Below are 17896 nucleotides of genomic sequence, written 5' to 3' on the forward strand. Positions count from 1 at the left end.
ACTCGACCCCCCAGGGCTTGGCCAGGACAGGCGGCCAGCGGTCGAGTTCAGGTTCGAGAGGGTTCGATAGTCGCTGTTGTGGCTTTCCCGAAAAAGCAGGAAAGTTGAACATTTCGGGCATCAAAATCAGACCGCGTATGACCCGGTTTTACCTGGGAAATATCGTCTGCCAACAAGTACTTGAACGAATTCCGGGATGTAAAATTTGCGCGAAGGTCGACGACACGCCATAATGCCGCCTGATTTGACATCTCCCATGCCCTGCGTACAGCGTCCTTGTTGGCGTTTTCCTGCCGATTTTCCTATGCAATTAACCCACTTGATGCAATTTCATGAAGACTCGCGGGTCATTGCCTGGTGGCAGACACACCTGGGGGGGATGTTGAGATGGCTCACGCCATTCAGGCGCAGGGCAATTCTGGCGGTCGCCGGCGTCTGGGTATGCATCAGGGAATCACTGGACAGTTTCAAACCCGCCGATGTGCCTGTTCCGGCCGATCGCCTGGGTCCGCTACTGGTGGTGCTTGCCCTGCTCGGAATGAGCTGGCTGTTCTACCGGGCGGCTACCGAATTCTCCCGCTTGCCGCTGTTTGTCAGAAAGCATCCTCAACTTTCCTTGCACGCGGTTTACTGGGGTTTGCTTGTGCTGATCTGGACAAGCGCTGCAGACAGCGGGCTTTGGCGGCAGGTAATGGTCGGTGTCGTGGCGATGTTTCCGTTCCTGCTCTGGCGATTCGGATACCTTCTTCTTTCAGGGCAGCACGGCAGAATGAAAGGAACACGATTCTCAGACCATTTCCTGACGATATGGCCGATCTACGGTGGGTCCAATACGCCGTATGGCAAAGGCTTCGGCTATCTGTCCCGATTTGAAGCCAAAACCGACGAGGAACTTGCCCGTTCACAACTGGCAGGAATCAAGCTGTTCATCCTGTCCAATGTGTGGCTTGCCTCCATGAAGGTATTGGAAGGGGTCTTTTATGGCCCTGGAAACGAGCTGACCAGAATGCTCGGCGGATATACACTGGGAATCCCCAGGCTCTCTTACCTGGTTGCACTGGAGGGCAAGAATACCGCAGTCTGGATCTCCTGGATAGGCATCTACTGCGAACTTGTATATCAGGTGCTTCGCCATGCTGTTCGCGGGCACTTGATCATTGCCGTCCTGCGGCTATTTGGCTTCAACGTATTCCGCAATACCTACAAACCACTTCTGGCCGAATCGATTGTGGAGTTCTGGAACCGCTACTATTACTATTTCAAGGAGATCATGTCCAATTTCTTTTTCCTTCCCACCTTCACCCAGTTGGGAAAGAAATTGCGCAATTGGCCCACTTTACGATTGTTTGCTGCAGTTTTTGCCGCGGCCTTTATCGGCAACACCTATTACCACCTCATCAAGTTCGGCGAAGTGATGGTGCAGGGTCAGGTTTTCGAGGGTTTGTATGCGCTTCGTTCACGAATTTTCTATTGTTTGTTGCTGGCTCTGGGTATTTTTGTCTCCATGCTGCGCGAGCAACGCCGTGGAGGCCGACCGCCGGCACCGGGTCAAGCCAGACGATTGTTGCGGATAGCCGGGGTATGGACTTTTTTCGGCCTGATTTACATCTGGAATGTCGGCATCGGCGCGCCCTTTACCCACCGGGTGAGTTTCTTTTTGAGTCTATTCGGAATTTCATGAGTATTTTAAGGAGTGAGTTCAAATGTATTTTGATCTGAATGTCGGAAACCTTGCCGAACCGATCAGCGGGCGCTCATGGACGCGTCAGGAGATACCGGGCCAGGTTGCACGGCGGGTCGCCCGCTTCCAGCGCCATGGACTGTCGCGCGGAGACCGCGTCTTCCTGCCCTTCGGCAACAGCCTGGAGTTCTTTGCCGAACTGCTGGCCATCTGGAAACTCGGCGCCTGCGCGGTACCGATCGACGCCCGCCTGACCGCCTTTGAAATCAAGACCCTGGTCGCTGCGGCGCAGCCCAGACTGGCGGTCGTTGACCATCTGACCGAAACGATGATCCGGCAGGCGCTGGCCGACGCCGGCGTTCCGGCCTTCGAAACCACGGACACCGGTGACGAAGAAGCAACGGTAGGGCTCAACCAGCTCGACGACGACGCCCTGATCCTGTTCACCTCCGGATCGACCGGAGCGCCCAAAGGCGTGGTGCATACCCACCGCTCGCTGCGCGCCCGCTGGATGGGGATCCATGACCAGTTGGGTCTGGTTCCCTTTGCCCGCTCGCTGTGCCTGCTCCCGACGCACTTCGGCCACGGACTGATCTGCAACTGCCTGTACCCCTGGCTCGCCGGGCAGGACCTGTTCATCACCCCGCCCTTCCGCCCGGAAATCATCATGCGCCTGGGCCGGCTGATCGACGATAACCGGATCACCTTCATGTCCTCGGTACCCGCTATCTGGAAACTCGCGACCAAACTCGGCAAACCGCCGCAGGGCGGTACCCTGCAACGGGTGCATTGCGGTTCGGCGCCGCTCTCGGCGCACGCCTGGGAAGAAATCCGCACCTGGACCGGCACCCGCAACGTCTGCAACGCCTACGGCATCACCGAGACCGGCAGTTGGGTCGCCGGCCTGAGCAACGACGCCGACTGTGCCGCAGAAGACGGCCTGATCGGCGTCGGCTGGGGCGCCGTGATCAAGATCTTGCGCACCTCCGATACCGAGCGGCCGCTGCGACCCGACGACGAATGCGCCACGGGCGAATCCGGCTTCGTCTGGCTCAACACACCGGCCCTGATGAAAGGCTACTTCCAGCGCGACGACCTGACCGCCCTGGCCGTCAGCGAGGGCTGGTTCCTGACCGGCGACATCGGCTTCATCGACGAGCGCGGCCGGCTGGTGCTGCGCGGCCGCGAGCGCGACGAAATCAACAAGGGCGGCATGAAGATCTACCCGGCCGATATCGACACCGTCGTCGAACGCTTCGCCGGAGCCAGCGACGTCTGTACCTTTGCCCTCGACGACGAGATCTACGGTCAGGCGGTCGGCATGGCGGTGGTGCTCGGCAATCCCGAGGACGCGACAATCCGGGCGCTGCACGAATGGATGAAGTCGCAACTGGCGGAACACAAGATGCCGGTGCGCTGGTGGGTGATCGACGAAATTCCAAGAACCTCACGCGGCAAGATCAACCGGGATGCGGTCAAGGCCTTCTGCGTCACACGGGGCGCGCTCGATCTGTCGCGGATTCTTGACGAGGAAAAGCCGCGATGAGCGCTGACCGCCCGCAACGCCTGCAGGACCTGATCGCCTTTCTGCGCACCATACAGAAACCCACCAAGCGAATCGAAAGCGTCGGCGTCGATGACAGCCTGTTCGCCTCCGGACTGGTGGACTCGTTGGCCATCATCCAGATTGTCCTGTACCTTGAAACCACCTACGGGATTGATTTCGCCGCCAGCGGAATGGACCCGGAGCGGCTAGGCACGATGACCAGCATTCTTGACCTGATTGAGGAAACCCGCCAATGAATTCACCCGCGTCGCACACGCACTTGTCGCCCGGCCAACGTCTCCGGGAGTCGATGGCCCACAGTGATCTGATCCCGTTCATCGGGGTTTACGATGTCTTCTCGGCTACGCTCGCGGGTCGTCATTTCGACAGCCTGTTTGTCAGCGGTTTTGGTTTTGCCGCCAGCCATTACGGCTTGCCCGATATCGGGTTCATCACGTGGACGGATATCGTGAACTATGTGCAGCGTTTGCGCACCGTGCTGCCGTTCCATAATCTGCTGGTCGATATCGATGACGGCTACTGCGACCCCGAGGTGGCCTGCCATGTGGTGTCGGTGCTCGAGGCCGCCGGGGCGTCCGGGGTGGTGCTTGAGGATCAGAAGCGGCCGCGCCGCTGCGGTCACTTCGAGGGCAAGCAGATCATGGATCTGGATGAATATCTGGCCAAGCTGCGCGCCGTTCTGGCGACCCGGCGCGATATGGTGGTGATTGCACGCACCGATGCCTCTGATCTGGAGGACATTGCGCGTCGCGTTGAGGCGTTTGCTGAAGCCGGAGCGGATGCGGTGCTGGTCGATGGGCTGACCAGTCTGGATGTGGTTCACGACTTGTCAAATCGGATTGATCGTCCGTTCTGTTTCAATCAGATTGCCGGCGGCAAGTCGCCGGTATGTACGCAGAGCGAGTTGAAGGACGCCGGCGTTTCTCTGGTGATCTACAGCACGCCGTGCCTGTTCGCTGCCCAGGCGGCGATTGACGAGGCCATGGCGGACCTCAAGGCGCGTGACGGAAGCCTCGCCGGCAGCCGCGTCGGCGTCAAGGATTGCACGCTCCTGTTGGCCGAAAACCAGGTTCGACGCGATACACGGGTCTAGTGACGTCCTCCCGGCTCAGCATTTCCTTCGGTCGCGGGAGAGTGCGCGACTGCGCGCTGAGGACTGGAAAGGGTTCTTTACAAGCCGATCACGTCACTTCATTGAGACCTGCTGCGATTCTCAAAACCACTTTCACGTTTCCTGACGACGGCTACGCGCAACTCGTCCCGCAGCAGGCGCTTTCCCTCCGTGCTGACAAACTCGACTTCAAAGTCATAGTCGCCTGGAGACAGATCGAGAATGGTTTCCGTCTCACCGTTTTTCAGGGAAACACTTCTTACCGGCACTTTCTTATTCGTTACGTTCAAGACGAAATAGCCGGCCTCGTTGACGAGGCTACCGGCAGGAGCAACCCCGAATCCGACTACCCCGAATTTCACCAGAAGCGGAGAGTCCACCGGCTCGCCATTGCGTATGTTCTTCACATAAACAGCCTGGCCGGTACTAATCGGTGAAGTCAGTTCGTCCTGATACCATGCCTGACAGGTAGCGTCGAACTGCTCGGAGTTGATTTTTGGTGCCGCCGCTTCATTACGTTTACCGACAACGGTTATCTTGATTTCCGGACTGAAAACAAAATAGGGACGGTGCGCGTAATCGGCAAACAGGAGACGCAGCGTGTGTTGACCTGCAGGCAAATCAAGCACCGTCCCGGTCTGTCCCTTGCCGAAATGACGGTAAGTATCGGAGAAAGGAATCGGATCGAAAACTCCCGGCGGCAAAGGCGTATCGATCAGCAGGTGGTGATGTCCGGTCTTGTCCTTCTTGTTGCCGGCGGGTATGACCCCCATGCCCCGGATACCGAACTCGACCCAGAACGGACTGCGTACCGTATAGCCGTTTCCCAGGTTCGAAAATGTCACGGGGGTCGGTTCAAGCATCCGACCAAGCCCGGTTCTCTCGGCGGTATGCTGCAACCAGCATTGACGTTGCAATGGGTCTTCGGGAAGAGGTTTCGCCCCAACACTGATCGAGAACCCTATCAGCCATAAACCAGTGCAGCGAAAAAGCCACTTCCGGTGAAGAGTCATCGACATCATCATTTCACTCCTTCAATGATTGAAACTCCAGTCAAGCAAAAGTATCCTTGGCTTCTCATTCCCGGTCAATGACCCGATTGAGAAAAAACCCCCGAAAAAAAATCCGCAGGACTGTTCAGTGAAGCAATGTCCGCTCGGGCATGTCCCGAAGATTCAGATTGATCACCAGGACGCGGCTAGCGAGCATGACAATGCTTCCAGCATGGCGGTCATTGCCCGTATCGCTGTACTCGAAGGCGTAGATGCGGCGGATGCGCAGGACGCCCTCGCCGTCCCGCCCCAGGCTGATGCGCTGGATGGCTACGGTGTCGTCGAGCAGCAGCAGATTCTCCGAACTGCAGGCGGCCCTGGTCGAAGACACCGCCATCTCGCGCGCTTTAAGGCTGTCGTACCAGAGCCAGCCGCTCGCGGCCAGCAGCAGAAGTCCGAGAAGATCGAGTAAATCCATGCGCTCAGAGGCTGTGAATTATTGGATAAACACCTCCCAAGCCGTCATTCCGACGCAAGCCGGAATCCAGTACCATCCTCCGATAGCCATTAAAACAATCGGATAAATGAGCAGGGCCCCGGCTTGCGCAGGGGTGACGAGCGTGGACATCAGGCCGTAATAATTTTTTCAAAGACTCTCAGCTTAACTGAAATTCTGTTCCTGCATCCGGACAATCAACCGTTAACGACACGCAGGATATCTTGCCCGTAGGCCTCCAGCTTCTTCGACCCGACGCCACTGATCTGCGCTAGCGCAGCGAGCGATTCGGGTGCGAGCTGCGCCATCTCGGCCAGCGTTGCATCGTGGAACACGATGTACGCAGGCAGGTTGTGTTCGCGCGCGACTTCGGCGCGCCACGCCTTCAGCGCTTCAAAGCGCTTCTGGCCTTGCGCATCGAGCGGCAAGGGCGGCGGCTTGCCCTTGCCACGCGAGGTGGTGCCGGTCTTGTCGCCCTGCCCGCCCTTTATCCGTTTGGGCGTGCTGCCGGGCTGGCGCAGCAACAACTGAACTTCGCCGCGCAGCACCTGGCGCGCCGTCGGCGTGAGTTCCAGCGTGTTGTACTCGCCTTCGCTGCGCAGGTAGCCCAGGGCAATCAACTGGCGCAGAACGGCGCGCCATTGCACTTCGCTGACATCGGCGCCCACGCCGAATGTTGACAGGCTCGTATGCCCGTATTGCGCGACCTTTTCGGTGCTCTTGCCGCGCAGCACGTCGATCAGGTGCACAGCGCCGAAACGCTGGCCACGGTTCTGCTGGAAACGGTAGACGCACGACAGCGCCTTGCGCGCGGCCTCGGTCGCATCCCAGGTGGCCGGCGGATGCAGGCAGTTGTCGCAGGCATTCTGCTGCGCGCCGCACGCCGTGCTGGCCTCGCCGAAGTAGTCGAGCAGGCGCACGCGTCGGCAATCGTGCGCTTCGGCCAGCGCCAGCAGGGCGTCGAGCTTGCCGCGCTGGCCGCGCTTGAACTCCTCGGCGGCCGGGCTCTCGTCGATCATGCGCCGCTGGTTGACCACATCGGCGAGGCCGTAAGCCATCCAGGCGTCGGCGGGCAGGCCGTCGCGGCCGGCGCGGCCGGTCTCCTGATAATAACTCTCTATGTTCTTCGGCAGATCGAGGTGCGCGACGAAGCGCACATCGGGCTTGTCGATGCCCATGCCGAAGGCGATGGTGGCGACCATGACGATGCCCTCCTCGCGCAGGAAGCGATTCTGGTGGTGTCGGCGCATGCCGGCGTCGAGCCCGGCGTGGTAAGGCAGCGCGCAGATGCCCTCGCCGCTCAGCCAGACGGCCGTCTCCTCGACCTTCTTGCGCGACTGGCAATACACGATGCCAGCGTCACCCTCGTGCTCATTCTGGATGAAGCGCAGCAACTGCTTGCGCGCGTCGTCCTTCTCGACCACCGCGTAGCGAATGTTCGGCCGGTCGAAGCTGCTGATGAAGACGCGCGCCTCGGCCAGCGCCAGGCGTTCGACGATGTCGGCGCGCGTCAGCTCGTCGGCCGTTGCTGTGAGTGCGATGCGCGGCACGTCGGGGTAGCGCTCGTGCAGCAGGTTTAGCGCCAGATAGTCGGCGCGGAAGTCGTGCCCCCACTGACTGACGCAATGCGCCTCGTCGATGGCGACCAGGCTGAGCAGGCCGCGCTCGTGCAGCGAATCGAGCTGACCGAGCATGCGCTCGGTGGTCAGGCGCTCAGGCGCCACGTAGAGCAGCACCAGCCGGCCGCTCATCATCTCGCGCTCGATCTGCTGCGTTTCGGGAAGCAGCAGCGAGGAATTGAGAAACGCGGCATGCACGCCAGCTTCTTCAAGCGCGCCGACCTGGTCGTGCATCAGCGCGATCAGCGGGCTGACCACCAGCGTCACGCCAAATCCAGCGCGATGCCTGGCGATCGCCGGCACCTGGTAACACAGGCTTTTGCCGCCACCGGTGGGCATCAGCACCAGCGCGTCGCCGCCGGCGATCATATGCCCGATAATGTCGGCCTGCACACCGCGAAAGGCGCTGTAGCCGAACACCTCGTGCAGGATATGCTCGGGGGACGTTGAAGCGGGGTGGGTCACAGAAGAAGCCGGTGGAAAAAGAAGCGATGTTACCCGATTGCACAACCGTTGCGCGCTATGGATCGATAGCGGAGACGAAGTGCAAGATTGATCCTGACACCCGGATCACTATCGATTCGTGCGGCTCTCATCAGCATCGGGGTCCGGTTGGCACAGCCATCGCCTGGGTGGTGCTCGGGCCCGGATTTGCCACACCGTAGTGACACACCTTTACATGTCTTCAGGAACTCGACCAGCGCTTCCTTGATCCGTTGGCGGCAACCAGGTTCCAGACTCGCGCCATGGTAGCTGACGCCCTTGCAGGTGGTGTCCAGACAGGTGCCAAGACGCCGGTCTTTCGGCTGGTCAGTGACGGGATGTCATTGGCGTGGGTGGCATTTCAGTGTTATGAGTTCTGGAATTCACACCGACCCCATATGGCCTTCACGCTGCATTGGCTACATAAGGGTTTTTCACTATCGGGGGAATAATGTTGACTTGCGGCTCATCCACTGCGAGGTTTGCAAGTGCCACATCATATCCCGCCCGTTTCGCTGGGTCCGAGAGGACTTCATAGGCCCGTTTCAGGGTCGTAATCGCAATGTCGTTTAGATCGTAGGGACTAACTTCTTGATACAAACGCCTTAGGAGATTGTTATAGGCCGCGACTATGACCTTAGAGTCTGCTGTTTGAGCGACCTGAAGTAATTCATAGAAATTCTTCTTTACCATAGCTCCCCCGTTTTTCTTAACACATCCAAAGATCAAACGCCTCGGCAAATGTTATGTGTATACCTTAGCGCGGCCGCAGTAGTCCTCCTGCGCCTCGCGACCCATCCGATGGTGCCAAGTCCGGCGAGCAACATCGCGTAGGTTTCGGGCTCCGGCACCGCATTCGTGAAGTCGACCACCTCGACGGTGAACACGCCGCCCGACGTGTTCGGCAACGTGCCGCCGAAGACGAACGTGTGCTTGCCGATGCTCAACCCGTCCAGTCCCACCCAGTAGCCGTCGGAGACTCCAGCGAGCGTACCGACATAGGGCGCTGTAAAGCCGAAAACATTGTCTGCGGGAATGTAGAGCGGGAAGAAAGCCGTGCTGCGCTGGCGGTGGTTTGCACTGCCGAAGGGCAGTAACAGGTCCTTACCGTCAAGGGTGGCGTGCAGTTGTACCGCGTCCTGGACGTTGTAGGAATCCAGCCATTGACCGAGTGCACACGACAAACCACAAGTTGGGTCATTTGGTACTTCGGCATCGAAAACGTTGACGAGCGGGAAGAAGACCGGCTTGCCTGTCGGCACGTTGAATGACCGCACCGAGATGCCGCCGAGATTGCCCCCCAGGAAATAGACCGGCCCGGTGTTGTTCGTGCCAGCAGAGGCGCCGGTGGTGTCGAGCAGCGGGTTCGATGCGGCAGGGCTGCTCAGTGCCCAGTTCCACCACTGCTCTGAAAGTTGAAGCTGACTGTACCCCGCGATGGGCTGATTCGGGTCGACCACCGAATCGACCGCCTGCGCGGCCGGCAGCGCGCCCATGGCGAGCACGCATGCGGCAAATATTCGGCTGATGCTGATGTTAGTATTCATTTCGTTCCTCCGATTGGCTTGGTTACACATGCCCGACGCAGTCTTCTGCGAAGGGATCTGAAAGTTGGCCTCGAGAGGATAGGAAACCTAAAAGGCCAGTTTGAAAAGAGATAAAAAGATAAAGGGGGTAAGCTTGGATTGTTGATTCTTGAGGCTTCATCGTGCCAAATAAAAGATGAACCAGCCGTAAAGGAGCTGGCCATCAGAAGATGTCGCTGCCTGAAATGTAAGCCCCTTTGATTCCACTCAAAACCATTCCCGGCACGCCACCCCCGTAAGGTTGACAACGCCGGGCAGTAATGCCGGAATGGCCTCAGGCGTCCGCGCGACGCTTGGCGCCGAGCCACCCCACCAAAGCGAGCCCGCCCAGCATCAGAGCGTATGTCTCTGGCTCGGGAACCGCACTACTTACGACCCATTTCACGGGAAGAACAGCGACCGAAGAATCCGGCAAGAAATAGGCGAGCGCCGCGTCGCCATCGCTCGGGGTACCGTTTCCCCCGTCGGGATAAAAGAAAATCCTCAGAGTGCCGTTGTCCGCAAGACCGCCGGATCCGTTCACAATGATTGGCTGTAGCGCCGAGGAGTCGACGAAAGTATATGCACTGGTGTCGACGTCGCCAAGGTCGAACGTTTGTCCAAGAACCGTCATTGAGAAGCCTACTATCTGGCTGTTTGGAATTAATTGGGAGTAACCGTTGAAAGAACTACTGTTGAACTGAAGGAAGCCGGAAACGGAAGGGACGCCGGTTGCGTTGAACGTGACTACCGCCGGGTGACCACCGATGGGCACCCCGTCATCGATGATTAAGGCATGTGAAGGGGATGCCGCCATCAAGGCAAGGCCCAACAAACCTGCAGACGTCAAGCTGGCTTTCGTTTTCATTTTAATACTCCTGTAATAGTAGTTAAATTACCCTCTTGGAACATATTGCAATGAGCGGCGCGCACTTATAAAGTGTGAGCCTTGTCGAATGAGGTATGAGCCAGAACGAGACCTGTATTTCCACCCAGAAAAGCGCTTGAAAGAAATGCTCGTTATAGCCATTTCCTCCATCGCATGTGATGATTAACCTGATTACATAAAGCACGTTAGATCTTTACTTAGTAGCTGTCTATCCAACTGGAGTAGGATTCTTGCAAAAGCGTCGACAGGATCGTGTCGCAAGCAGTTTTCGGGATGGGGAAAGATGAACGGATCGCACGGACGGGAAGGACTGCTGCTGAAAATCATCGAAATGACCTACGCAGCGGTGGACAACAGCCAGATGTGTCATTCGTTGTTCTCCGCGTTGCCGGACTTGATACCGTTTTCCAGTGGTGTTTTCATGCCGGTAAACGCCGAAACGATGGAACTGGAGAAAGGATTGTGCTTCAACTGCCAACCAGCTCTCATGGAAACCTATCTCGCGCACTACGCTCTGCAGGATCCATTTGTGCTGCGGCAACCGAGCCCGATGTTGCTCAACCAGACCATGCGCTTATCGGACGTGATCCCTGCCGCCGAGTTGGGGCGCAGCGAGTTCAGCGAGTTCATGCGGCAAGCGTCCTATCATCACGCTCTCGGCATCCTTACCGGCGTGGCGCAACAACCCGTTGCGGTCTTTAGCGTACACCGGCAACGACACGAGCGCGATTTCTGCGCAGACGATCAGTCGATCCTCGACCGCATCGGACCACACCTGGCGAATGCGATTACACTCCGTCAACAATTAAGCGACCCTGGACAACGGTCAGAAACGGGCATCCTGGTGTTCGGCGGCACAGGCCGCGCTCTTTACCTCAACACTGTGGCCCAGCGTATCCTCGGCACAACTTCGCCTCAAGCATTACTTTCAGTGCTGCCCGCAAACGGGTCGGTAGTCATCAATCTCGCGTCGCAATGCTTTCGTCTCAGCCGGATGCCATTGGCAACAGCGAGCCTGTTGCGCCGCTTCGCGATTGAGGAGACGGCATCCGGTCCGAACGAATGTTTGCCGGCAGATGAAGACCCGTGGGAGTGCTGGTCTGGAGCGACACGAAAGGGGGCTGGCGCGGTGATTGCTGTCCTGCAACCGTTCCACCAGCGAATCGATCTGACCCGTCGACTGGCGAATTACGGGCTCTCGCCGCGCCAGCATGAGGTCGCCGTGTGGGCGCTGCGAGGCTTGGCCAATGGCGAGATCGCTCGCAGAATCTTCATCAGCGAGCAGACCGTCAGGGAGCACTGCCAGGAGATTTATTTCCGCGCTGGCGTACGCACCCGAGCCGAGTTACTGGCTAAGGTGCTGGGGTCAAGCGGCGCCGGGTCCATTGCGGAAATTTCACTTTGATGCGTTACGGAATAGAAAAAGGCCAGGCTCGTGCCTAGCCCCTAAATTTCCTAAAATATATTGAGACTGCCCCAACGGCACTGCCTTTTCGTGGCATGAGTAAGCGTTGGACTTATTGACAACGGCCGCACATGTTGGCACTATCTCCAACATGAAAGCCGTTCAGCTTGTTAGCGCTCGCATCGCTTACTCAGAGTCAGCTTTTGCTGAATTGGTGCTGTGGCGCCTTTCGACGCCACTCAAAGGGTCGGCCCACGGATTCAAGTACAGGCTAGCCTATGTCGTGCGTGGTGAATGCGTTCTGCGCTACGACAACGAAGTCGGGAAGGGCGATCACCGGCATTTCGGCAACAAGGAAAATGCCTACGCTTTTACTACGCCTGATCGGTTGATCGCCGACTTCCAGAAGGATATTGCGAGGTGGAACCATGAAAACAGTAACGCTTGATGTACGAACCCCTGCCGACGCCATGGCTGATTTTGCCCGCGCCTGGAAGACAGGAAAGGCCCGGAAGACTGCGCGTATCAGCTTTGCCACTCCCGAGTTGCTTTGGAAGGTGCTAAGCAAAAAACGATGGGAACTACTCAAGGTGCTTTGCGGGGCGGGGCCGGTATCCATTCGCGAAGCCGCACGCCGCGCTGAACGCGACGTAAAGGCCGTGCACGGCGACGTCACTGCGCTGCTCAATGCTGGAGTGCTTGATAAGACAGAGAACGGTCAGATTGTTTTCCCGTATGAGGCGGTGAAAGTCGAGTTTCTATTACAAGCCGCATAGTGTGGCGGTGTATCAGTGGCCGAATCGCAGCGAAAGCAGCGAAAGAGCAGCGGATTATTTTTCATTAGATAACAAACCGATGGTAGAGCCCAATGGCACTGGAAATGAAAAAGGAAATGTCTCTGACCCTTTTGGACTGCGCTGCACCCTGGGGACGTCGCGCGTGGCCGCTTCCAGCGGCGCTGCCAGCGCCTGCATCCGTTCGACAAAGGCCTCGTCACCCAGATAGATCTGCTGGCGCAGCGCTTCGTCCCACAGACGCACATCGCGGCCGGCGGCAACCAGGGCGACGTAACGTTGCGCGGCGCGCTGCTCGTCGGCCACGCCGCGCGCCGTGTATCCGAGCAGGCAGGCGTGCAGGCCAGCACTGTCCAGCCATTCCGGCGTGGGCACCTGACCGATGTGCGCACGATAGCTGGACCAGGGCCACTGCGCTGGCTCGCTGACCATGCCGGCGCGTACGGGATTCAGCTCCACATACCGGCACACCTCCAGCAGATAGGCATCGCGGTCTACCAGAATGGCCTTGAAGCGTCCCTGTAGCAGATGCCCCACCTTCGCGTGACGCCGGTTGAAGGCTTGTGTATAGACGCCGTTAAGGTGTCGCATCAGCAGCGAAAGGTTCGCCTGCCGGGTATGCAGCACAAAGTGGTAGTGGTTGCCCATCAGGCAATAGGCCAGCACCTGTGCATCGAAACGTGATATGCCTGTCGCAAGCACGGCGATCAGCGACTCGCGATCCACGTCGTCCACAAAGATCGGCTCGCGCCGATCACCGCGTGACGTCACGTGATAGATCGCGCCAGGGAATTCGATTCGAAGCGGACGTGCCATGCGGGAACACTATGGGGGAATGAGTTCAGAAGCTGGACCTGACCCAAGGCTTCACCAGCATTTATGAAACGTTCCGGGTCTTCACGATCGCCTCGATGTCGCGCTTCAGCGCTGGCGCGTCGGACACCGCCGCGTTCCAGACGAGTTGCCAATCGACCGAAAAGTAAGCATGGACTGCGATGTTACGAAAACCGACGATATCGGCCCATGGGATTCCTGGAGACGACTCTCTGAGTTCGCTTGAGACGCGGGCCGCCGCTTCGCCAATAACCGCGAGTTTGTGCAGCACCGCGCTACGGACCAGATCATCGCCGACAAATTGCTCCTCATCCATGCCCGCCTCGAACTGCGCGATGGAATCGGCAGCCTGAACGATATCCGATAGATACAGCTTGTTACTCCGCATAGAGTGGCTCGGCTTCCTTCAGAACAGAAGATGCTATCACCGGTTTAAGGCCAGCACGCGGCACCAGATCAACGCTCCGCCCGAACAGAACGGTCAGCTCGCGCTGCATGCGACTAAAGGCGACAAAGCCGATCCTGGCCTCTGGCCGAAATTCGACCAGCAGATCGACATCGCTCTGCGGCCCGAAGTCTGCACGGGTTGCCGAACCGAACAGTTCCAGGCGGCGAATGCCATTGCGCCGGCAGTACCCCGGAAGCTCAGTCTCCGGCAATTTGAGATCCTTGTGCACCATCCGTGCCTCCGTGCCGCACATCGGGCAACGCCCGCCATTTCAAAAGGCTACCACACACCTAAACAATGGGAGTCTGACACCTGCTCGAGCCCAGCCCCCCCTTTTGCTCTATGCGGGAACTCTACAGGGGAATTGGTTCATAAGCGAGACCTGACCCCGTTGTGGTGATGACCCCGTTGTGGTGACCCCGTTGTGGACCCCGCGTTGTGAACCTGCCGCGTTGTGCCGTTGTGGAACCCTTTAATACGGATCGGGTTGTGCGCGGGCAACTCCGGGCTGGCGTCTGGCGGCGGTTCGGCGAGTGGTGGGCCAAGGGCACGCTGGGTCACAATTCTCAGGGGGATAGCATATGCCCTTCGGGCAGTCACTTAGGCAACTGCGGCGCACCGTCCGCTATTTTTCCTAAAATGTTTCCACCTCGACCTTGGCCTGTTTGAGGATCGCATTGAGCGTGCCCTCCGGCATATCTCCAGGATGATTGGGGATAGTGGTGTAGCGGTTTGTCGTCGGATTGCACCAGATTTCGTGGCTACCCGCAGCCTGGCGAACAAACTCAAAACCCAATTTCTTGAGGCGTTTGATGATTTCCCGATAGCGAAAACCAGCGAGCCGCCCCATCAGGCACTCACAACAAGCGGATAATCAAATACATCCTTTGCCGCGGGTGGGGTGCTACCCAATCTTTCGGATTGAGCCTCCAGCAGTTTTCTTGCCACATCTCGCGCAATTTCGATGGTTTCCTGGATCGTACGTCCTTGGGCGACCAAGCCTTGCACTTCGTCGCTTGTTGCAAGGTAAAGACCTTCCGGCAGTTTTTCAATATGCAAATTGACCATACATTCCATAATGTGGCTCCCTTATCGACAGAACTGCTAACCCGCGCTTATGCATTATTCGCCTGCGCTACCAGCCGAACCCCCAGGGCCGCGCATACCCGGTTGATGGTGTCGAAGCGTGGTGAGGCGTTTGGCCGCAATGCCTTGTACAAGGCTTCGCGGGTAATCCCGGAGGCTTTTGCAATCTCGCTCATGCCTCGCGCACGAGCCACCAGGCCAAGCGCGTGCGCCAGTTCAGCCATATCGCCCTCCTCGATCACTGCGTTCAGATAGGCCGCGATGTCTTCTTCGCTCCTAAGATGTTCCGCCAGATCAAATTCGGGCAGATCGGCAACGCGGATTTTCCTGGTCATCGCTAACTCTTCAATTCGAAAACATGAATATACCGTATTCGTACGATTACATACTGTCAACTTCGCCGGCTTGCGAACACCATACTGGTAGCCGTGCTGCACGCTGCCTTTGCATCAGCCCGACCCCCAAGCCGTTCCCGCATCACCCCAGTGCCTTCTCCACCACTTCAAACACGTCGCGCGACAGACCCGGCTGTTGCCGGATCGACTCCAGTGCCGCCCGCGCATGACGCTGGCGTTCGCTATCGAAGCGTTTCCAGCGGTCGAAGCTGCGCGCCAGGCGCGATGCGACTTGCGGGTTGATCGAGTCGAGTGCGGCGATCTGTGCGGCGAGGAAGCGGTAGCCGCTGCCGTCGCCGGCGTGGAAGTGGCGGTGGTTGGCGCCAAAGGTGCGTAGCAGGGCGTAAATCTTGTTCGGATTCTTCAGATCGAAGGCCGAGTGACGGGTCAGGCTGTCCACGCGTTCCAGCGTGCCTGGCAAACGGCTGCTCGCCTGTACCGCAAGCCATTTGTCGACGACCAGCGCTTCGTGTTCCCAGCGCTCGTAGAACGCGGCCAGCGCGGACTCGCCCTCGGCTTGCTCGGCTCCCGGCGCGTTGGCCAGTACCGATAGCGCGGCGAACTGGTCGGTCATGTTGTCGGCGCCGTCGAATTGCTGTCGCGCCAGCGCACGGTGGGCGCCCGAGTCGAGTTCGTTGAGGTAAGCCAGACAGAGGTTGCGCAGGCGACGACGGCCGGCTTCCGCCGTTACCGGGCGATACGGCCCAAGCGGTGCAAAGGCGTCATAAAGACGGATGAACTCGCCCTCCAGACCGCTCGCCAGATAACGCGCCAGACCGGTTCGCGCCTGGTGCAGCACCTCGGGATCGACCACCTCCATCTGCTCGGCCAGCGTGGCTTCGCCGGGCAGCGTCAGCGCTTCGGCAATGAAGGCCGGATCGCCAACGCCGACCAGTACCTTGCGCGCGGCGGCGAGCACGCTGGCCGGCCAGGTGGGGGTTTCGCCCTGCGCAAGCTGAACGACGGCGCTGCGAATCAGGTGCCCGAAGAGACGTTGACCGGCTTCCCAGCGGTTGAAGGGGTCGCTGTCATGAGCCAGCAGATGGGCGAGTTCGGCTTCGCTGTAGGAACAGTCGAGGACGACCGGCGCCGAGAAATTGCGGAGCAGCGAAGGCACCGGCGGCTGCGCGATGTTCTCGAAAACGAAGACCTGTTCGCGCTGGCTCAGGTGCAGGACTTGCGTGGTTGTGCCCGAATCGATGCCCGCCTCGACTCCGCCACCCAGTTCCATGTCGTTGCCTTGCGGGTCGACCAGGCCAACGGCGACCGGGATCAGATAAGGCGCTTTTTCGGCCTGCCCCGGTGAGGGGGCACAGCTCTGGGTCAGCGTCAGCGTGTAGCGGCGGGCGGCGGCGTCATAGTTACCCTGCGCGCTTACTTTTGGTGTGCCGGCCTGACGGTACCAGGTCATGAAGGGTGCGAAGTCAAAGCCGGCGGCATCGGCCATGGCTGCGACGAAGTCGTCGCAGGTCACCGCCTGCCCGTCATGGCGGGCAAAGTAAAGATCCATGCCGCGCCGGAAGGCGTCCTTGCCGATCAGCGTCCTGATCATGCGCACCACTTCAGCGCCCTTCTCATAAACGGTAGAGGTATAGAAGTTGTTGATTTCCAGGTAGGAAGCCGGGCGTACCGGATGCGCCATCGGGCCGGCATCTTCCGGGAACTGGACGGCACGCAGGCCGCGCACCTCGCGGATACGCGCCGTCTCGCGGCTGTGCGTGTCGGCTCCGAATTCCTGATCGCGGAAGACGGTCAGCCCCTCCTTCAGCGAAAGCTGGAACCAGTCGCGGCAGGTCACGCGGTTGCCGGTCCAGTTGTGGAAATACTCGTGCGCAACAACGCGGTCGATGTTCTCGAAATCGGCGTCGGTGGCCACGTCGGCACGCGCCAGCACGTACTTGGTATTGAAGATGTTGAGGCCCTTGTTCTCCATGGCGCCCATGTTGAAGTCGCCGACGGCAACGATCATGTAGTTGTCGAGATCACATTCGAGGCCGAAGGTTTTTTCATCCCAGTGCATTGCCTTCCTGAGCGCGGCCATGGCATGCGGGCATTGATCGAGCTTGCCCGGCTCGACATAAATGGCGAGCCGCACGTTGCGGCCGGACGCGGTGCAGTAGGTGCCACGCAGTACATCGAGCTTGCCGGCAACCAGGGCGAACAGATAGCAGGGCTTCCTGAAGGGATCTTCCCAGGTGGCATAATGTCGGCCATCCGGTTCTTCGCCACTGGCCAGCGGATTGCCGTTGGCGAGCAGGAAGGGAAAAGCTGACTTGTCGGCATGCAGGGTGACGGTGTAGCAGGCCATGACATCCGGGCGGTCGATGAACCACGTGATGCGGCGAAAGCCCTGCGGTTCGCACTGCGTAAAGTAGCCGTCCCGGCTGCGATAGAGCCCGGAGAGCTGCGTATTGCCGTCCGGTTGAATGCGCACCTGTGTTTGCAGCGTGAAGCGTTCGGGCAGCCCGTTCAGGACAAGCCGGTTTGCGCTCAGGCTATAGTCGTCTGCGGAAAGCAGTCGCCCGTCGAGG

Annotated in this window: 20 protein-coding genes; 7 read left to right on the forward strand and 13 right to left on the reverse strand. The window is 58.9% G+C overall.

Features of this window, described 5'->3' with window-relative positions:
* Positions 1-256: 256 nt before the first annotated feature.
* The 4 genes from JNM42_RS10200 to JNM42_RS10215 are packed head-to-tail and all read left to right on the forward strand — an operon-like array spanning position 257 to position 4341.
* The gene (locus tag JNM42_RS10200) at positions 257-1681 is read left to right on the forward strand and encodes a hypothetical protein (RefSeq protein ID WP_294269013.1); all 1425 of its coding nucleotides are present in this window, start codon (positions 257-259) and stop codon (positions 1679-1681) included.
* A gap of 22 nt (positions 1682-1703) precedes the next feature.
* Positions 1704-3227 carry a class I adenylate-forming enzyme family protein gene (locus JNM42_RS10205; RefSeq protein ID WP_294269016.1) on the forward strand — a complete coding sequence of 508 codons (1524 nt, stop codon included), beginning with the start codon at positions 1704-1706 and terminating at the stop codon, positions 3225-3227.
* Positions 3224-3484: a phosphopantetheine-binding protein gene (locus JNM42_RS10210; RefSeq protein WP_294269019.1), complete on the forward strand. Its 261-nt coding sequence runs from the start codon at positions 3224-3226 to the stop codon at positions 3482-3484. The genes JNM42_RS10205 and JNM42_RS10210 overlap by 4 nt, the downstream gene beginning before the upstream one ends.
* Positions 3481-4341 (forward strand): isocitrate lyase/PEP mutase family protein, encoded by an 861-nt coding sequence (locus JNM42_RS10215; protein WP_294269022.1) that lies wholly within the window; start codon positions 3481-3483, stop codon positions 4339-4341. Before JNM42_RS10210 ends, JNM42_RS10215 begins: the two co-directional genes overlap by 4 nt.
* Before the next feature lie 98 nt (positions 4342-4439).
* Here the strand turns inward: JNM42_RS10215 and JNM42_RS10220 are convergent, their stop codons facing one another.
* The 6 genes from JNM42_RS10220 to JNM42_RS10245 all read right to left on the reverse strand — a co-directional run bounded on the left by JNM42_RS10220 (position 4440) and on the right by JNM42_RS10245 (position 10382).
* Positions 4440-5384: a DUF4399 domain-containing protein gene (locus JNM42_RS10220; RefSeq protein WP_294269024.1), complete on the reverse strand. Its 945-nt coding sequence runs from the start codon at positions 5382-5384 to the stop codon at positions 4440-4442.
* Between the two features lie 112 nt (positions 5385-5496).
* Positions 5497-5829 (reverse strand): DUF3301 domain-containing protein, encoded by a 333-nt coding sequence (locus JNM42_RS10225; protein ID WP_294269027.1) that lies wholly within the window; start codon positions 5827-5829, stop codon positions 5497-5499.
* Between the two features lie 215 nt (positions 5830-6044).
* Positions 6045-7931 (reverse strand): DNA helicase RecQ, encoded by a 1887-nt coding sequence (gene recQ / locus JNM42_RS10230; protein ID WP_294269067.1) that lies wholly within the window; start codon positions 7929-7931, stop codon positions 6045-6047.
* Between the two features lie 423 nt (positions 7932-8354).
* Complete coding sequence (locus JNM42_RS10235; protein ID WP_294269030.1) at positions 8355-8642, reverse strand: DnaJ domain-containing protein; 288 nt, start codon at positions 8640-8642, stop codon at positions 8355-8357.
* Between the two features lie 32 nt (positions 8643-8674).
* The gene (locus JNM42_RS10240; protein WP_294269033.1) at positions 8675-9496 is read right to left on the reverse strand and encodes an FxDxF family PEP-CTERM protein; all 822 of its coding nucleotides are present in this window, start codon (positions 9494-9496) and stop codon (positions 8675-8677) included.
* 313 nt (positions 9497-9809) lie between these two features.
* A complete protein-coding gene (locus JNM42_RS10245; RefSeq protein WP_294269036.1) occupies positions 9810-10382 on the reverse strand; it encodes a PEP-CTERM sorting domain-containing protein in 573 nt (190 codons plus the stop codon).
* Positions 10383-10686: 304 nt separating this feature from the next.
* Between JNM42_RS10245 and JNM42_RS10250 the strand changes: the two genes are divergently transcribed.
* The 3 genes from JNM42_RS10250 to JNM42_RS10260 all read left to right on the forward strand — a co-directional run bounded on the left by JNM42_RS10250 (position 10687) and on the right by JNM42_RS10260 (position 12584).
* Positions 10687-11808, forward strand: a complete 1122-nt coding sequence (locus JNM42_RS10250) for a helix-turn-helix transcriptional regulator (RefSeq protein WP_294269038.1) — start codon at positions 10687-10689, stop codon at positions 11806-11808.
* A 106-nt stretch (positions 11809-11914) separates the two neighbouring features.
* Positions 11915-12256, forward strand: coding sequence for a DUF6516 family protein (locus JNM42_RS10255; protein ID WP_294269041.1), 342 nt, complete (start codon positions 11915-11917; stop codon positions 12254-12256).
* The gene (locus JNM42_RS10260) at positions 12237-12584 is read left to right on the forward strand and encodes a DNA-binding protein (protein ID WP_294269044.1); all 348 of its coding nucleotides are present in this window, start codon (positions 12237-12239) and stop codon (positions 12582-12584) included. Before JNM42_RS10255 ends, JNM42_RS10260 begins: the two co-directional genes overlap by 20 nt.
* A gap of 54 nt (positions 12585-12638) precedes the next feature.
* On the opposite strand, the gene JNM42_RS10265 is transcribed toward JNM42_RS10260, so the two are convergent.
* The 7 genes from JNM42_RS10265 to pepN form a co-directional block, all read right to left on the reverse strand.
* Positions 12639-13418, reverse strand: coding sequence for a transposase (locus tag JNM42_RS10265; RefSeq protein WP_294269047.1), 780 nt, complete (start codon positions 13416-13418; stop codon positions 12639-12641).
* Between the two features lie 61 nt (positions 13419-13479).
* A complete protein-coding gene (locus JNM42_RS10270; RefSeq protein WP_294269050.1) occupies positions 13480-13824 on the reverse strand; it encodes a DUF86 domain-containing protein in 345 nt (114 codons plus the stop codon).
* Positions 13814-14116 (reverse strand): nucleotidyltransferase domain-containing protein, encoded by a 303-nt coding sequence (locus JNM42_RS10275; RefSeq protein ID WP_294269054.1) that lies wholly within the window; start codon positions 14114-14116, stop codon positions 13814-13816. Before JNM42_RS10275 ends, JNM42_RS10270 begins: the two co-directional genes overlap by 11 nt.
* A gap of 402 nt (positions 14117-14518) precedes the next feature.
* Positions 14519-14734 (reverse strand): type II toxin-antitoxin system HicA family toxin, encoded by a 216-nt coding sequence (locus JNM42_RS10280; RefSeq protein WP_294269057.1) that lies wholly within the window; start codon positions 14732-14734, stop codon positions 14519-14521.
* Complete coding sequence (locus JNM42_RS10285) at positions 14734-14961, reverse strand: hypothetical protein (RefSeq protein WP_294269060.1); 228 nt, start codon at positions 14959-14961, stop codon at positions 14734-14736. The genes JNM42_RS10280 and JNM42_RS10285 overlap by 1 nt, the downstream gene beginning before the upstream one ends.
* Positions 14962-14999: 38 nt before the next feature.
* Positions 15000-15305 (reverse strand): addiction module antidote protein, encoded by a 306-nt coding sequence (locus JNM42_RS10290; RefSeq protein ID WP_294269062.1) that lies wholly within the window; start codon positions 15303-15305, stop codon positions 15000-15002.
* Positions 15306-15447: 142 nt separating this feature from the next.
* The coding region (pepN, locus tag JNM42_RS10295; protein ID WP_294269065.1) for an aminopeptidase N at positions 15448-17896 on the reverse strand (2449 nt) is incomplete at its 5' end.

The organism is Propionivibrio sp. (genome assembly GCF_016790145.1).
Classification (GTDB): Bacteria; Pseudomonadota; Gammaproteobacteria; order Burkholderiales; family Rhodocyclaceae; genus Propionivibrio.

Excerpts from the sequence above, each read along its gene's own strand:
- JNM42_RS10200 (WP_294269013.1), top strand. The coding sequence starts at position 257 with ATGCCCTGCGTACAGCGTCCTTGTTGGCGTTTTCCTGCCGATTTTCCT.
- JNM42_RS10205 (WP_294269016.1), top strand. The coding sequence starts at position 1,704 with ATGTATTTTGATCTGAATGTCGGAAACCTTGCCGAACCGATCAGCGGG.
- JNM42_RS10210 (WP_294269019.1), top strand. The coding sequence starts at position 3,224 with ATGAGCGCTGACCGCCCGCAACGCCTGCAGGACCTGATCGCCTTTCTG.
- JNM42_RS10215 (WP_294269022.1), top strand. The coding sequence starts at position 3,481 with ATGAATTCACCCGCGTCGCACACGCACTTGTCGCCCGGCCAACGTCTC.
- JNM42_RS10220 (WP_294269024.1), bottom strand. The coding sequence starts at position 5,384 with ATGATGATGTCGATGACTCTTCACCGGAAGTGGCTTTTTCGCTGCACT.
- JNM42_RS10225 (WP_294269027.1), bottom strand. The coding sequence starts at position 5,829 with ATGGATTTACTCGATCTTCTCGGACTTCTGCTGCTGGCCGCGAGCGGC.
- JNM42_RS10235 (WP_294269030.1), bottom strand. The coding sequence starts at position 8,642 with ATGGTAAAGAAGAATTTCTATGAATTACTTCAGGTCGCTCAAACAGCA.
- JNM42_RS10240 (WP_294269033.1), bottom strand. The coding sequence starts at position 9,496 with ATGAATACTAACATCAGCATCAGCCGAATATTTGCCGCATGCGTGCTC.
- JNM42_RS10245 (WP_294269036.1), bottom strand. The coding sequence starts at position 10,382 with ATGAAAACGAAAGCCAGCTTGACGTCTGCAGGTTTGTTGGGCCTTGCC.
- JNM42_RS10250 (WP_294269038.1), top strand. The coding sequence starts at position 10,687 with ATGAACGGATCGCACGGACGGGAAGGACTGCTGCTGAAAATCATCGAA.
- JNM42_RS10260 (WP_294269044.1), top strand. The coding sequence starts at position 12,237 with ATGAAAACAGTAACGCTTGATGTACGAACCCCTGCCGACGCCATGGCT.
- JNM42_RS10265 (WP_294269047.1), bottom strand. The coding sequence starts at position 13,418 with ATGGCACGTCCGCTTCGAATCGAATTCCCTGGCGCGATCTATCACGTG.
- JNM42_RS10270 (WP_294269050.1), bottom strand. The coding sequence starts at position 13,824 with ATGCGGAGTAACAAGCTGTATCTATCGGATATCGTTCAGGCTGCCGAT.
- JNM42_RS10275 (WP_294269054.1), bottom strand. The coding sequence starts at position 14,116 with ATGGTGCACAAGGATCTCAAATTGCCGGAGACTGAGCTTCCGGGGTAC.
- JNM42_RS10280 (WP_294269057.1), bottom strand. The coding sequence starts at position 14,734 with ATGGGGCGGCTCGCTGGTTTTCGCTATCGGGAAATCATCAAACGCCTC.
- JNM42_RS10285 (WP_294269060.1), bottom strand. The coding sequence starts at position 14,961 with ATGGAATGTATGGTCAATTTGCATATTGAAAAACTGCCGGAAGGTCTT.
- JNM42_RS10290 (WP_294269062.1), bottom strand. The coding sequence starts at position 15,305 with ATGACCAGGAAAATCCGCGTTGCCGATCTGCCCGAATTTGATCTGGCG.